The sequence below is a fragment of the Seohaeicola saemankumensis genome, from assembly GCF_042678485.1.
Lineage (GTDB): Bacteria > Pseudomonadota > Alphaproteobacteria > Rhodobacterales > Rhodobacteraceae > Seohaeicola > Seohaeicola saemankumensis.
Genome location: NZ_JBHTKR010000001.1, coordinates 489,156 through 504,042 on the forward strand (window position 1 = coordinate 489,156; position 14,887 = coordinate 504,042).

The following is a 14,887-nucleotide window of genomic DNA, read 5'->3' on the forward strand; positions in this document are numbered from 1 at the left end:
GCAGTGGCAGCAGCTCAATCCGCCGTTTTCCATTAAACGGTCGATGTTTTGACGGTTCGGATTTTCGGGGGGACAAGGTAGAGGGATCACGGGACAGTGGTTCGCAGGTTCAGAGGCGAGAGCCAGCACAAGGTGGACGGCAAGGGGCGGGTGTCTATCCCGGCCCTGTTTCGTCGTGTGCTTGAAGCTGGTGATCCGAACTGGACCGAAGGCCTGAACCCCGAGCTGGTCATCGTCTATGGCGATCACCGTCGCAAGTTCCTGGAATGCTACACGATGGAGGCGATCGCCGAGGTTGACGCCAAGATCGCCGGGCTGCCGCGCGGCGGGATGCAGCGCAAGATGCTGGAACGGATGTTCCACGGGCAATCCTATCCCACCTCTGTGGACGAGACCGGACGCATCGTTCTTCCGGCCAAGCTGCGCGCCAAGATCGGGATCGAGGACGAGGCCTTCTTCATCGCGGCCGGAGACACCTTCCAGATCTGGAAGCCCGAAACCTACGAGACCGAAGAGCTGGCCCGCGCCGAGGCATGGCTTGACGAGTTGCCCGAGGATTTCGATCCGCTCATCTATCTGGATAATGCGAAAGGGGATTGAGCCATGGCCGCTGCCGCGCCAACCCCTGACAATGCCCCTCATATCCCGGTTCTGCTGCGTCCGCTTCTGAAGGCGGTGGCGCCTGTCACCGGCGTCTGGCTGGATGGCACATTCGGCGCGGGCGGCTATACGCGCGGGCTGCTGGAGGCGGGCGCCGCACGCGTCATCGCGGTGGATCGCGATCCGCTGGCCTTTCAGATGGCGGCAAGCTGGGCTGCGGCCTATGGCGACCGGATCGAGATGGTCGAGGGCGTATTTTCCCGCATGGACGAATACGGCCATGACCTTGACGGTGTGGTGCTGGATCTTGGCGTGTCCTCGATGCAGCTGGACTTGGCCGAGCGTGGCTTTTCCTTCATGAAGGATGGCCCCCTGGACATGCGGATGAGCCAGTCCGGCCCGTCTGCCGCCGATATCGTGAATGGCGCCGATGAGGGCGTGATCGCCGATATCCTGTTTCATTACGGCGAGGAACGCGCCAGCCGCCGCATCGCGCGCGCCATCGTCAAGGCCCGCGCCGAGGCGCCGATCACCACGACGCTGCAACTGGCGGGCCTGATCGAGAAATGCCTGCCGCGCGCCAAGCCGGGGCAATCGCATCCCGCCACCCGCAGCTTTCAGGCGCTGCGGATTGCCGTGAACGACGAATATCGCGAACTGGCAACCGGGCTTGCCGCGGCAGAGCGGGCGTTGAAGCCCGGCGGCAAGCTGGCGGTCGTCACCTTTCATTCGATCGAGGATCGGATGGTCAAACGCTTCTTGCAAGCGCGCAGCGGCACGGCCGGGCGCGCCAATCGCTATGCTCCGCAAGAGGCTGAAACCGATGCACAATTCCGCCAGACCACGCGCAAGGCCATCGGCCCTGACGATCAGGAACTGGCCGAGAACCCACGCGCGCGCAGCGCCAAGCTGCGCGTCGCGATCCGCACCGAGGCCCCTGCCGGACCCACCGACCCTGCCGCCTTGGGGATGCCAATGATCAAGGGAGATTTCTAGGATGCGCTCCGTGCTGTTCGTGCTGACCGCCTGTGCCGTCATCGGGTTGGCCTTCTGGGCCTACCGCGAGAATTATCGCACCCAACAGGCGCTGGACGTGACCGAACAGTTGCAGCGCGATATCGGCGCCTCGCGCGCGCGTCTTGCGGTGCTGCGCGCGGAATGGGCCTATCTGAACCGGCCCGAACGGTTGCGCGACCTTGCGGATCTGAATTTCGACAGTCTGGGCCTGATGCCGATGGCGCCCGAGCAGTTCGGCCGCATCGACCAGGTGGCCTTTCCGCCGGCCGAAGAGGTCCTGCTGCCGATTACCGATCCGATCGAAGTGTCCAACACGGAGGTCCGGCCATGATCCGCACACCGCTGCGCCCGCTGGCCCGTGTCCTTGAAGCCCGCGCCAAGGGGGAAAACCCCGATGCGATCGAACGCGAGAACCTGCGCCTGCGGCACGAGGAGATGCGCGACCGCGCCCGCCAGCGCGCCGAGGGGCGCCTGCTGGTGCTGGGCGTCCTGTTTGTCTGCGCCTTCGCGATGGTGGGTGCGCGGATGGGGCTACTGGCCGCATCCGAGCCGTCAGAGCCGCGCGCCAGCGCCGCCGGCGCCGAGATAGAGGCGCTGCGCGCCGATATCGTTGACCGGCAGGGCCGGGTACTGGCCACGAACCTCGAAACCTATTCGTTGTATGCCCAGCCGCCGCAGATGATCGACCCCGCGCATGCCGCGACCGAACTTGCCCGCATTTTCCCCGATCTGGACCGCGACAAGCTGGTCGAGGATTTCACCGGCACCCGCAAATTCCTGTGGATCAAGCGCCGCCTCAGCCCCGAACAGCGTCAGGCCGTGCATGACATCGGCGATCCGGGGCTGTTGTTCGGGCCACGCGACATGCGGCTTTATCCCAATGGCCGACTGGCGGCGCATGTGCTTGGCGGGGCCGGGTTCGGCCGCGAGGGCGTCCATGCCGCCGAGGTGATCGGCGTGGCCGGGGTCGAGCGTCAGTTCGACGAACAGTTGCGCGATCCGGCGCAGGCGGGCAAACCGCTGGAACTGTCACTGGACCTGACGATCCAGGCCGCCACCGAAGAGGTGCTGTCGGGCGGCATGCGCCTGCTGAACGCCAAGGGTGCGGCCGCCGTGCTGATGGATGTGCACACCGGCGAGGTGATCTCGATTGCCTCATTGCCCGATTTCGACCCCAACGACCGCCCCGCGCTGCCGACGCAGGGCCGCCCCGATGACAGTCCGCTGTTCAACCGGGTGGTGCAGGGGGTCTATGAGCTGGGTTCGACCTTCAAGATCTTCACCGTGGCCCAGGCGCTTGAGCTTGGCATGGTCACCCCCGACACGATCATCAACACCAAATCCCCGATGACATGGGGCCGCCACCGGATCAGCGATTTCCGCAACTATGGCCCGGAACTGACCGTGTCCAAGGTGATCGAAAAGTCATCGAACGTCGGCACCGCGCGGATCGCGATCGAGATCGGCGCGGATCGTCAGCGCGATTTCCTGGGTCAGCTTGGCCTGCTGGAGACCACCAGGTTCGAGATGGTCGAGGCCCGTGGCGGGCGGCCGCTGTTGCCGCCGCGCTGGTCGGAACTGTCCACGATGACCATTTCCTACGGTCACGGCATTTCCGCCACGCCGCTGCATCTGGCCGCGGCCTATGCCACGATGGTCAATGGCGGCACGCGGGTGGAACCGACCCTGCTGAAGCAGGACGGCCCGCAATTCGGCCCGCGCGTCATCTCGGAAAAGACATCCGAACAGTTGCGGCGGATGCTGCGCCTGACCGTCAGCCAGGGCACCGCCAGTTTCGGCGATGTGCCGGGCTATGCCGTGGGCGGCAAGACCGGCAGCGCCGACAAGCCGCGCATCGACGGGCGCGGCTACGAGACCGACAAGGTGCTGGCGACTTTCGCGGCGACTTTCCCCGCACATGATCCGAAATACGTGCTGATCGTGACGCTGGACGAGGCCGTCGAGACATCCGGCTCCGAGCCGCGCCGCACCGCGGGCTGGACCGCCGTGCCCGTGGCCGCCGAGGTGATCCGCCGCGTGGCACCGCTGCTTGGCCTGCGCCCCGAGATTGAACCCGCGGAATTGACTGGTATAACGCTGACATCAAACTGAGACGCGACGCGCAGGGGTATCGGGTGGGGCAGGCAAAATCATTGGCGCAGCTTGGCCTTACCGCCAAATCCGGGCGCGACGCGCAGATCACGGGCCTGGCCGTGGACAGCCGCGAGGTGCGCGCAGGCTATCTTTTCGCGGCCCTTCCGGGAACACGCGTGCATGGGGCCTCTTTCATCCCCACCGCGCTGGAACAGGGGGCGGCTGCCATCCTGACCGATGCGGATGGCGCGCGTCTGGCCGCCGATGCGCTTGGGTCCGCGGATGCGGCGATTGTCGTGGCCGAGGATCCGCGCCAGGCGCTGGCCGGTGCGGCCGCGTTGTGGTTCGCAGCCCAGCCCGCCACGATGGTGGCCGTGACCGGCACCAACGGCAAGACATCCGTCGCGACCTTCACCCGCCAGATCTGGGAGGAGATGGGCCTTGCCGCCGTCAACCTGGGCACCACCGGGGTCGAGGGCGCGTATGAAGCGCCTCTGCGCCATACCACGCCCGAACCGATCACCCTGCACCGCGTTCTGGCGCAGGCCGCCGCGGCGGGCGTGACCCATGCGGCGATGGAAGCCTCCAGCCACGGGCTGGCGCAGCGGCGACTGGACGGGGTGCATCTGCGGGCTGCGGGCTTTACCAACCTGACCCAGGACCATCTGGACTATCACGCTGATTTTGCGGATTATTTTAACGCCAAGGCCGGGCTTTTTGCGCGCGTTCTGGGCGTGGATGGCACGGCGGTGATCAATGTCGATGACAGCCGCGGCATGGATATGGCCAAGGTGGCGCGCACCCGCGGGCAAGAGGTCATCACCGTGGGCCGCCGCGAGGGCGCGGATCTGCAACTGGTGTCGCAACGTTTCGACGCCACGGGGCAGACCATCCTCTGCCGGTTCCGGGGCAAGAGCTATAGCGCCGACCTGGCGCTGCTGGGCGGGTTCCAGGCGGAAAACATCCTTGTGGCCGTGGGGCTGGTCATCGCCTGCGGCGCCGATCCCGACCGCGTCTTCGAAACCCTGCCGCACCTGACCACCGTGCGCGGACGGATGCAGCTTGCGGCGACGCGGTCCAACGGGGCGGCGGTGTTTGTCGATTACGCCCATACCCCCGACGCGGTGGCGACCGCCCTCAAGGCGCTGCGCCCGCATGTGATGGGGCGGCTGATCGCCATTGTCGGCGCGGGTGGCGACCGTGACACCACCAAAAGGCCCCTGATGGGGCAGGCTGCGGCCGAGAATGCCGACCAGGTGATCGTGACCGATGACAACCCGCGATCCGAAGATCCGGCCGCCATCCGTGCGGCCGTGCTGTCCGGCATTCCTGCCGCTGCGCGCGCCCATGTGCTTGAGGTCGGCGACCGCGCCGAGGCGATCCTGCGCGGTGTCGCGGCGCTGGGGCCGGGCGATGCGCTGCTGATCGCGGGCAAGGGGCATGAGACCGGGCAGACCGTGGGCGACATGGTGCTGCCCTTCGACGATGTGGAACAGGCCAGCATGGCAGTGGCTGCCCTTGACGGGAGGCTGGCATGACCCTTTGGACCGCAGCCGATGCTGTGGCCGCCACGGGTGGCAAGACCACTTGCGACTGGCAGGCGCATGGCGTGTCCATCGACACGCGCACGATCCGGCCCGGCGATCTGTTCGTGGCGCTCAAGGCGGCGCGGGACGGGCATGATTTCGTGGCGCAGGCCCTGGCCAAGGGGGCAGCGGCGGCGCTGGTCACGCATCGCCCCGACGATGTGGCCGCGGATGCGCCGCTGCTGATCGTGCCCGATGTTCTGCGCGCGCTGGAGGATCTGGGCCGCGCGGCGCGGGCCCGCACCAAGGCCCGCGTGATCGCGGTGACGGGTTCGGTCGGCAAGACCTCGACCAAGGAGATGCTGCGCTGTGTCCTGTCGGGGCAGGGGCGCACCCATGCGGCCGAAGCCAGCTACAACAACCATTGGGGCGTGCCGCTGACGCTGGCCCGGATGCCCGCCGATACCCAATTCGCGGTGATCGAGATCGGGATGAACCACCCCGGCGAGATCGCGCCGCTGGCGCAGATGGCCCGGCCGCATGTGGCCATGGTGACCATCGTGGCCGCCGCCCATCTGGAAGCCTTCGAGAACCTTGAGGGCATCGCCCATGAAAAGGCCTCCATCCTGACCGGGCTGGAACCGGGGGGCGTGGCGGTGCTGAACGGGGATCTGGATACCTCGCCGATCCTGCTGGACTGGGCGCGGCGCTTTGCGGCGCGCACCATCACCTTTGGCGAAACCCCGCAGGTGCATCACCGCGTGACCGATATCACCCTGTGCGACCAGACCAGTGTGGTGCATGGCCGCGCCTGGCGCCGCCCGGTCCTGTTCAAGGTGCAGGCGCCGGGGCGGCATTTCGCGGTCAATGGCATGGGCGTGCTGGCCGTGGCCGATGCGCTGGGGCTTGATCCGGTGATGGCGGCCAATGACCTGGGCAGCTGGGAGCCGCCCGCAGGACGCGGCACGCGCGAGCGCTACATGCTCGATCCGCTCAGTGACGATCTTTACTTCGATCTGATCGATGATGCGTTCAATGCGAACCCGACCTCGATGGCGGCCTCGCTCGAGGTGCTGGCCGCGACGCTGCCGCGCGACGGCCTGGGCCGCGTGCGCCAGGGCCGCCGGATCGCCGTGCTGGGCGACATGCTGGAACTTGGCCCTGACGAGGCGGCGATGCACCGCGCGCTGGCGGATCTGCCGTATGTGGCCAAGCTGTCGCTGGTCCATTGCGTCGGCCCGCGCATGCTTCATCTGTGGGAGGCGCTGCCGCAGGCCAAGCGCGGCGAATGGGCCGAAAGCGCGGAAACGCTGGCCGCGCGCGCGCATCGTCTTGTCGATGCGGGGGATATCCTGCTGGTGAAAGGGTCCAAGGGCAGCAAGGTCAGCCTTGTGGTTGACGCGCTGCGTAAACTGGGCCATCCCGCGCCTCAATCAGACAAGGGGACAGAGTAATGTTGTATTGGTTGACCGCGCTGTCGGACGGGGGGGATTTCTTCAACCTCTTTCGCTATATCACCTTCCGGGCAGGCGGGGCCTTCATGACCGCTTTGATCTTCGGCTTCCTGTTCGGGCGCCCGCTGATCAACGTGCTCAGGCGCCGGCAGGGCAAGGGCCAGCCGATCCGCGAGGACGGACCGCAGGGGCATTTCGTCAAGGCCGGTACACCCACCATGGGGGGCTTGCTGATCGTGGGGGCGCTGCTGACATCGACCCTGCTCTGGGCGCGGCTGGACAACCCGTTTGTCTGGATCGTGCTGTTCGTCACCATGTCCTTTGCCGCCATCGGCTTTGCCGATGACTATGCCAAGGTGTCCAAGCAGAACACGCGCGGTGTGCCGGGCAAGATCCGCATGGCGCTGGGTCTGCTGGTCGCGGCCATCGCGGGCTATTGGGCGGCGCAGTATCACCCCGAGGCGCTGACCAACAAGCTGGCCTTCCCGGTCTTCAAGGAAACGCTGCTGAACCTTGGCTTTCTGTTCGTGCCCTTCGCGATGATCGTGATCGTGGGCGCGGCCAATGCGGTGAACCTGACCGACGGGCTGGATGGTCTGGCCATCATGCCGGTGATGATTGCCTCCGGCACGCTGGGCGTGATCGCCTATGCGGTCGGGCGCGTCGATTTCACCGAATATCTGGATGTGCATTACGTCCCCGGCACGGGGGAAATTCTGATCTTCGTCGCCGGGCTGATCGGCGGTGGGCTTGGTTTCCTGTGGTATAACGCGCCACCTGCGGCGGTGTTCATGGGCGACACAGGCTCGCTGGCCCTGGGCGGCGCTCTGGGCGCGATCGCGGTGTCCACCAAGCACGAGATCGTGCTGGCCATCGTCGGCGGGCTGTTCGTGGTCGAGGCGCTGAGCGTGATCATCCAGGTGCTCTACTTCAAGCGCACCGGCAAGCGGGTCTTCCTGATGGCCCCGATCCATCATCACTATGAGAAAAAGGGCTGGGCGGAATCGACCATCGTGATCCGCTTCTGGATCATTTCGCTGATCCTGGCGATGATCGGTCTGGCCACGCTGAAGGTGCGCTGATGGCCGCATCGGGCGGTCCGGTCCGGGACAGGGACGCCATGATCGCGGGCATGGCCCCGGTGCTTGATCCGCAGAGCTATCAGTTCTGTACCTTTACCGAAGGGGCCGCGGATGCCGCAACGCGGGCGGCGGCCCTGGCCAGTTTCCACGAGGCCGAGGGGCTGTCGCTGATCCTGCCGCAGGATGCGGCCTGCCGCGCGGGCGTGTCCGATGGCCCGCCGATGGCCCGCATCACCCTGTCGGTGCATTCAGCGCTTGAGGGGGTCGGCCTGACCGCCGCCGTGGCAAGGGCGCTTGCGGATCACGGCATCGCCTGCAACATGGTGGCGGCCTATCATCACGATCATGCCTTCGTGCCCGAAAGCGATGCGGCGCGGGCGATGGTGATCCTGACGGAACTGGCGAAACAGGGCGCGGCGGCGCAACAGAAAAGGACCAGAACATGATTCCGGTGCGCGGGCATGAGGGGCAGAAACTGGCGGTGCTGGGCCTGGGCCGGTCGGGTCTGGCGACGGCGCGCAGCCTTGTGGCGGGCGGGGCGGAGCCGGTCTGTTGGGATGACAATGCCAGCGCGCGCGACAAGGCCGAGGCCGAGGGTTTCACGATCCGCGACCTGACGCGCCCCGGCGCCTTTGACGATATCGCCAGCCTGATCGTCAGCCCCGGCATTCCGCATCTCTACCCCGAACCCAACCGCGTGATCCGCGCCGCCTATGAGGCGGGGGTGCCGGTGGACAACGATATCGGGTTGTTTTTCCGCTCGCTCGCCGTGGCCGAATGGGATGATTTCGATACCGCGCCGCGTGTCGTTGCGGTGACCGGATCGAACGGGAAATCCACGACCTCGGCGCTGATCCATCATATCCTGGAACAGGCCGGCCGCGAGGCGCAGCTTGCCGGCAACATCGGGCGCGGGGTGCTGGACATCGACCCGCCGGGTGACGGCGGCGTGGTGGTGCTGGAACTCTCAAGCTACCAGACCGATCTGGCCCGTGCGCTGACGCCGGATGTGGCGGTCTTCACCAATCTCAGCCCCGATCATCTGGATCGTCACGCCGGGATGGGTGGCTATTTCGCGGCCAAGCGCCGGCTTTTCGCCGAAGGCGGGCCGGACCGCGCGGTCATCGGCGTGGACGAGGTCGAGGGGCTGTACCTGGCCAATCAACTTTCGGAAGGGCCGGGGGATGACCGGGTCATCCGTGTCTCGGCCGCGCGCAAGCTGTCGGGGCCGGGCTGGGACGTGTTCGCCCGCAAGGGCTTTCTGGCCGAATGGCGCAAGGGTAAGCAGGTGGCCGCCATCGACCTGCGTCCCATGCAGGGGTTGCCCGGTGCCCATAACCATCAGAACGCCTGCGCCGCCTATGCCGCCTGCCGCACGCTGGGTCTGGCCCCGCGCGTGATCGAGACGGGGCTGGCCAGCTACCCCGGCCTGCCGCATCGCAGCCAGACCATCGCCGAGGCGCATGGCGTGCGCTATGTGAATGACAGCAAGGCCACCAATGTGGACAGCGCCGCCAAGGCGCTGGCGGCGTTTGACAAGATCCGCTGGATCTGCGGCGGGCTTGAGAAAGAGGGCGGGCTTGACGGGTTGCGCGCGTCATTGGGATCGGTGGTCAAGGCCTATGTGATCGGGCGCGAGGCGGCGGGTTTCGCGCTGCAACTGCCCGAGGTCGAGACCGAAGTCTGCACCACGATGGAGTCGGCTGTCGCCAGCGCGATGCGCGATGCCCAACCCGGAGAGGTGGTCCTGCTGGCCCCGGCGGCGGCGAGCTTCGACCAATATGACAACTTCGAGAAACGCGGCGAGGATTTCGCAGCACGCGTCAGGGCGGGATTGCAGGGGTAGGGCGCGCTGTCGAGGTGTCATTCCCGACACCTCGCTCCCGCGCGGAATCCCCGTGCGGAATCAAGGTGCGCGACACCGCCGCGCGATCGCAGGCATGCCCCATCGGGGCGGCGATTTTGCAAGCGTTCCGGCATGAACTGCGGTTGGATGACCGGGCAGCCATAAAGTGCCTTCGCGTTGGCGTTGCTTTGCCACCCCGTGTGTCGGCGCCCGCGCGGCCTTATCCCTTTGCCGCGATATCCCGGCCCGCCGCGACACCGCTCGACCAGGCCCATTGGAAGTTGTAGCCGCCCAGCCAGCCGGTGACATCCACCGCCTCGCCGATGAAATAAAGGCCCGGTACGGTCTTGGACATCATGGATTGCGACGAAAGCCCGTCGGTGTCGATGCCGCCCAGCGTCACCTCGGCGGTGCGGTAGCCCTCGGATCCGGTGGGGGTCAGGGCCCATCCGGTCAGCCGGTCGGCCAGCGCGCGCAGCTTGGCGTCGCTTTGATCCGCAAGGTTGCCCGCCAGCGCCCATTCGGTGGCCAGATGATCAGCCAGCCGCGTGGGCAGCATCTGCGCCAGAACCGTGCCCAGTTGCCGCCGCCCGCTGGCCTGCCGCTGGCTGCGTAGCGCCTCATAGGGGTCGGCGTCCGGCATCAGGTTGACGGTGATGCTGTCACCCTCTACCCAGTAGCTTGAGATTTGCAGGATCGCGGGACCCGACAGGCCGCGATGGGTGAAGAGCATCGCCTCGGCGAAGCTGGTCTGGCCGCAGGCGGCGGTCACGGAGGTCGCCACCCCGGCCAGGGGGGCGAAACGCTCGGGCTGAAAGGTCAGCGGCACAAGGGCAGGGCGCGTGTCCGTGACCGCATGGCCGAACTGGCGCGCGATGTCATAGGCCAGGCCCGTGGCCCCCATCTTGGGGATCGACTTGCCCCCCGTCGCCACGATCAGATTGGCGGCCTGCACCATGACCTGCCGGCCATCACGCTCCAGCGTCACGTTGAAGCCCGCGCCGTCACGGGCGACCGACAGGATCGCGGTGGACTGCCACAGATCGGCGCCCGCCGTCTTCATCTCGGCCAGCAGCATCGCCACGATATCCTTGGCCGAGTTGTCGCAGAACAGCTGGCCCAGCGTCTTTTCATGCCAGGCGATGCCATGCCGCGCCACCAGATCGAGAAAATCCCACTGGGTATAGCGTTTCAGCGCCGATTTGCAGAAATGCGGGTTGCGGCTGATGAAATTGGCGGGGCTGGCGTGCAGATTGGTGAAATTGCACCGCCCCCCGCCCGAGATGCGGATCTTCTCGCCCGGCGCCTTGGCGTGGTCCACGACAAGCACCCGGCCCCCCGCATGGGCGGCCGCCATCAGCCCCGCGGCCCCGGCACCAAGGATCAGCGTGTCAACCTGCATGGACGGGCAGGTGGCGCGATTTGCCCGCCAAGGCAAGGGGATAAGGCTTTCATTGCGGATATTTTCGCGCTACACTTCGCGACAGACCCCGAAAAGGGGCGATGTTCGAGGCAGTGTACGGCGGTAATCCATGACAGAGATGGTCTATGGCTCGGTTCCGGTCAGGAACGCGGAGCCTGTTCTTCCCAAATGGTGGCGCACCATCGACCGCTGGTCGATGTCCTGCATCCTGATCCTGTTCGGGATCGGGTTGCTGCTGGGTTTTGCCGCCTCGCCGCCGCTGGCCTCGAAGAACGGGCTTGCGCCTTTTCACTATGTCGAACGGCAGGCGATGTTCGGCGGTCTGGCGCTGATCGCGATGTTCCTCACCTCGATGATGTCGCCGCTGCTGGTCCGGCGGCTGGCGGTCATCGGGTTTCTCGTGGCATTCATCTCGCTGATCGGGCTGCCGTTCTTCGGCACCGATTTCGGCAAGGGCGCGATGCGGTGGTATTCGCTGGGCTTTGCCAGCGTGCAGCCTTCCGAATTCCTCAAGCCCGGCTTCATCGTCGTGGCCGCATGGATGCTGGCCGCAGGGCAAGAGATCAACGGCCCCCCGGGGCGGCTGTGGTCGCTGATGCTGGCGGCGGCCATCGTGCTGCTGCTGGCGTTTCAGCCCGATTTCGGGCAGGCGGCGCTGATCCTGTTCGGCTGGGGCGTGATGTATTTCGTGGCCGGCGCGCCGATGGTGCTGCTGGTCGCCATTGCCGGTCTTGTCGTGCTGGGCGGCACTTTCGCCTATGAGAATTCCGAGCATTTCGCGCGCCGCATCGACGGGTTCCTGACGCCAGAGCTGGATCCGCGCACGCAGCTTGGCTATGCCACGAATGCGATCCAGGAGGGCGGATTCTTCGGTGTCGGCGTTGGCGGCGGCGAGGTGAAGTGGTCGCTGCCCGATGCCCATACGGATTTCATCATCGCGGTCGCGGCCGAGGAATACGGTCTGATCCTGGTGCTTTGCGTCATCGTGCTTTATGCCAGCGTGGTCGTGCGGTCGCTGCTGCGACTGATGCGGGAACGCGATCCCTTCATCCGTCTGGCGGGCACCGGCCTTGCCTGCATGTTCGGCGTGCAGGCGCTGATCAACATGGGCGTGGCCGTGCGGCTGCTGCCCGCCAAGGGCATGACGCTGCCTTTCGTCAGCTATGGCGGCTCCTCGCTGATTGCGGGGGGGATTGCGGTGGGCATGTTGCTGGCCTTCACCCGCACCCGTCCGCAGGGCGAGATCGGAGACATCCTGAGGGGGAGGATCAGATGAACCGCGACGCGCCCCTTCTGGTCATCGCGGCAGGCGGCACCGGCGGGCACATGTTCCCGGCGCAATCCCTGGCCGAGGTGATGCTGCGGCGCGGCTGGCGCGTGAAGCTGAGCACGGATGCGCGCGGCGCGCGCTACACCGGCGGCTTTCCCCATGCGGTCGAGGTCGAACAGATCGCCAGCGCCACCTTCGCGCGGGGCGGTCTGCCAGCCAAGGCGCTGGTGCCGTTCCGCGTGCTGGGTGGCATCCTGGGCGCGGCCTGGCGGATGCGGGGCGACCGGCCTGCTGCGGTGGTGGGGTTTGGCGGCTATCCCGCGATCCCGGCCATGGCGGCGGCAACGCTGCTGGGCCTGCCGCGCATGATCCATGAACAGAACGGCGTGTTGGGCCGGGTCAATCGCCTGTTTGCGCCGCGTGTGCATCAGGTGGCCTGCGGCACCTGGCCCACCGATCTGCCTGCGGGCGTCGCGGGCGTCGACGTGGGCAACCCGGTGCGCGCGGCGGTGCTGGAACGCGCCGGGGCGGGCTATATCGCGCCGGGCGACTATCCCATGTCGCTGCTGGTGATCGGCGGCAGCCAAGGCGCGCGCATCCTGTCCGATGTGGTGCCCGCCGCCGTGGCGGCCCTGCCGGATGCGGTGCGCCGCAACCTGCGCGTCAGCCACCAGGCCCGTGCCGAGGATGTCGACCGGGTCGAGGACGCCTATGCCCAGGCCGGCATCAGTGCCGAGGTGAAACCCTTCTTCCAGGATGTGCCGCGCCGGATCAGCGAGGCGCAGCTGGTGATCAGCCGTGCCGGCGCCTCGAGCGTAGCGGATCTGAGCGTGATCGGTCGCCCCGCGATCCTGATCCCCTTTGCCGCCGCCACCGCCGATCATCAGACCGCCAATGCGCGCGGACTGGTTGATGCGGGGGCCGCGATCCTGATCCCCGAAAGCAGGCTGGACGCGCAGGTTCTGGCCGATCAGATGATGTTGGTACTGGACAATCCCCAAGGGGCCGAGGATATGGCCCGCGCGGCGCTGTCCTGCGGGCGGCCCGATGCCGCCCAGACCCTGGCCGATATGGTCGAGGCGCTGGTCCAGACCCACAAGACCCCGAAAGGCGCAGAATGAACGCGGCAACCAAACTTCCCGGCGACGTCGGTCCCATCCATTTCGTGGGCATCGGCGGGATCGGCATGTCCGGCATCGCCGAGGTGCTGCTGAACCATGGCTATACCGTGCAGGGGTCCGATCAGAAGACAACCAAGATCACCGACCGTCTGGCGGGGCTTGGCGCCACCATCTTCGAAGGGCAGGCGGCCGAGAACCTCGCCGGCGCGCAGGTCGTGGTGATCTCAAGCGCGATCAAGCCGGGCAATCCCGAGCTGGACGAGGCGCGCCGCATGGGCCTGCCCGTCGTGCGCCGGGCCGAGATGCTGGCCGAGCTGATGCGGCTGAAATCCAACATCGCCATCGCGGGCACCCATGGCAAGACCACGACCACCACGATGGTGGCCGAGGTGCTGGTGGCTGGCGGGATCGACCCCACGGTCGTCAATGGCGGGATCATCCACGCTTACGGCTCGAACGCGCGGATGGGGCAGGGCGAATGGATGGTGGTCGAGGCTGACGAGAGCGATGGCACCTTCAACCGGCTGCCCGCAACCATCGCCATCGTCACCAATATCGATCCGGAACACATGGAACACTGGGGCGATTTCGAAAGGCTGAAACAGGGCTTTGTGGATTTCGTCTCGAATATTCCCTTTTACGGTGTGGCGGTCTGCTGCACCGATCACCCCGAGGTCCGCAGCCTTGTGGGCCGTATCACGGACCGGCGCGTGATCACCTATGGGTTCAACGCCCAGGCCGATGTGCGCGCGCTGAACCTGCGCTATGAGGCGGGTGTGGCGCATTTCGACATCGCATTGCAGGCCGAGGATATCGTGATCGAGGGCTGCACCCTGCCGATGCCGGGGGATCACAACGTGTCGAACGCGCTGGCGGCGGTGGCCGTGGCGCGGCATCTGGGCATGAAGGGTGACGAGATCCGCGGTGCGCTGGCGGCCTTTGGCGGCGTCAACCGGCGCTTCACCAAGGTGGGCGAGGTGGGCGGCGTCACCATCATCGACGATTACGGCCATCACCCGGTCGAGATCGCGGCCGTGCTGAAGGCGGCCCGCCAGGCCACGCAGGGCCGCGTCATCGCCGTGCACCAGCCGCATCGCTATACCCGGCTGAGCGCATTGTTCGAAGACTTCTGCGGTTGTTTCAACGAGGCCGATGTCGTCGCCATCGCCGAGGTCTACGCGGCGGGCGAGGCGCCCATCGCGGGGGCCAGCCGCGACGATCTGGTGGCCGGGCTGATCCGGCACGGGCATCGCCACGCGCGGGCCGTGACGGATGAGGATGACCTGCTGCGGCTGGTGCGCGAACAGGCGCGGCCCGGCGATATGGTCGTCTGCCTGGGGGCGGGCACGATCAGCGCCTGGGCCAACAACCTGCCCGCCCGGCTGCAGGGCTGAGCGCGTGCGCCCGGTCCGCGCCCGATGGCTTGCGCGGAACCGGAGCGTGATGGATATTTG

The 14,887-nt window shown here is 66.8% G+C and carries 13 protein-coding genes; 12 read left to right on the forward strand and 1 reads right to left on the reverse strand.

Annotated features, from left to right (window positions below; translation table 11 throughout):
• Positions 1–96 precede the first annotated feature (96 nt).
• Genes mraZ through murD form a run of 9 tightly spaced genes read left to right on the forward strand, consistent with a single transcriptional unit; the run spans position 97 to position 9,619 of the window.
• Positions 97–600: a division/cell wall cluster transcriptional repressor MraZ gene (gene mraZ, locus ACFQ3C_RS02330; protein ID WP_380788816.1), complete on the forward strand. Its 504-nt coding sequence runs from the start codon at positions 97–99 to the stop codon at positions 598–600.
• A gap of 3 nt (positions 601–603) precedes the next feature.
• Entirely contained in the window at positions 604–1,596 is a 993-nt protein-coding gene (gene rsmH, locus ACFQ3C_RS02335; RefSeq protein WP_380788817.1) for a 16S rRNA (cytosine(1402)-N(4))-methyltransferase RsmH, read from the forward strand.
• 1 nt (position 1,597) lies between these two features.
• Positions 1,598–1,948: a cell division protein FtsL gene (gene ftsL / locus ACFQ3C_RS02340; RefSeq protein WP_380788818.1), complete on the forward strand. Its 351-nt coding sequence runs from the start codon at positions 1,598–1,600 to the stop codon at positions 1,946–1,948.
• Positions 1,945–3,729 (forward strand): peptidoglycan D,D-transpeptidase FtsI family protein, encoded by a 1,785-nt coding sequence (locus tag ACFQ3C_RS02345; protein WP_380788819.1) that lies wholly within the window; start codon positions 1,945–1,947, stop codon positions 3,727–3,729. Before ftsL ends, ACFQ3C_RS02345 begins: the two co-directional genes overlap by 4 nt.
• 23 nt (positions 3,730–3,752) lie before the next feature.
• Positions 3,753–5,249, forward strand: coding sequence for a UDP-N-acetylmuramoyl-L-alanyl-D-glutamate--2,6-diaminopimelate ligase (locus ACFQ3C_RS02350; protein ID WP_380788820.1), 1,497 nt, complete (start codon positions 3,753–3,755; stop codon positions 5,247–5,249).
• A complete protein-coding gene (locus ACFQ3C_RS02355; RefSeq protein WP_380788821.1) occupies positions 5,246–6,691 on the forward strand; it encodes a UDP-N-acetylmuramoyl-tripeptide--D-alanyl-D-alanine ligase in 1,446 nt (481 codons plus the stop codon). The genes ACFQ3C_RS02350 and ACFQ3C_RS02355 overlap by 4 nt, the downstream gene beginning before the upstream one ends.
• Complete coding sequence (gene mraY, locus ACFQ3C_RS02360; RefSeq protein ID WP_380788822.1) at positions 6,691–7,773, forward strand: phospho-N-acetylmuramoyl-pentapeptide-transferase; 1,083 nt, start codon at positions 6,691–6,693, stop codon at positions 7,771–7,773. The genes ACFQ3C_RS02355 and mraY overlap by 1 nt, the downstream gene beginning before the upstream one ends.
• A complete protein-coding gene (locus tag ACFQ3C_RS02365; protein ID WP_380788823.1) occupies positions 7,773–8,219 on the forward strand; it encodes an ACT domain-containing protein in 447 nt (148 codons plus the stop codon). The genes mraY and ACFQ3C_RS02365 overlap by 1 nt, the downstream gene beginning before the upstream one ends.
• Complete coding sequence (gene murD, locus ACFQ3C_RS02370) at positions 8,216–9,619, forward strand: UDP-N-acetylmuramoyl-L-alanine--D-glutamate ligase (protein WP_380788824.1); 1,404 nt, start codon at positions 8,216–8,218, stop codon at positions 9,617–9,619. Before ACFQ3C_RS02365 ends, murD begins: the two co-directional genes overlap by 4 nt.
• Positions 9,620–9,839: 220 nt before the next feature.
• Here murD and ACFQ3C_RS02375 read toward each other — a convergent pair whose 3' ends face one another.
• Positions 9,840–11,021, reverse strand: coding sequence for a BaiN/RdsA family NAD(P)/FAD-dependent oxidoreductase (locus tag ACFQ3C_RS02375; RefSeq protein ID WP_380788825.1), 1,182 nt, complete (start codon positions 11,019–11,021; stop codon positions 9,840–9,842).
• A gap of 130 nt (positions 11,022–11,151) precedes the next feature.
• Here ACFQ3C_RS02375 and ftsW point away from each other — a divergent pair, with 130 nt between their 5' ends.
• Genes ftsW through murC form a run of 3 tightly spaced genes read left to right on the forward strand, consistent with a single transcriptional unit; the run spans position 11,152 to position 14,827 of the window.
• A complete protein-coding gene (gene ftsW, locus ACFQ3C_RS02380; protein WP_380788826.1) occupies positions 11,152–12,318 on the forward strand; it encodes a putative lipid II flippase FtsW in 1,167 nt (388 codons plus the stop codon).
• On the forward strand, positions 12,315–13,433 hold the full coding sequence (locus ACFQ3C_RS02385; protein WP_380788827.1) for a UDP-N-acetylglucosamine--N-acetylmuramyl-(pentapeptide) pyrophosphoryl-undecaprenol N-acetylglucosamine transferase: 1,119 nt from the start codon (positions 12,315–12,317) through the stop codon (positions 13,431–13,433). Before ftsW ends, ACFQ3C_RS02385 begins: the two co-directional genes overlap by 4 nt.
• Positions 13,430–14,827, forward strand: a complete 1,398-nt coding sequence (murC, locus tag ACFQ3C_RS02390) for a UDP-N-acetylmuramate--L-alanine ligase (protein WP_380788828.1) — start codon at positions 13,430–13,432, stop codon at positions 14,825–14,827. Before ACFQ3C_RS02385 ends, murC begins: the two co-directional genes overlap by 4 nt.
• Positions 14,828–14,887 lie beyond the last annotated feature (60 nt).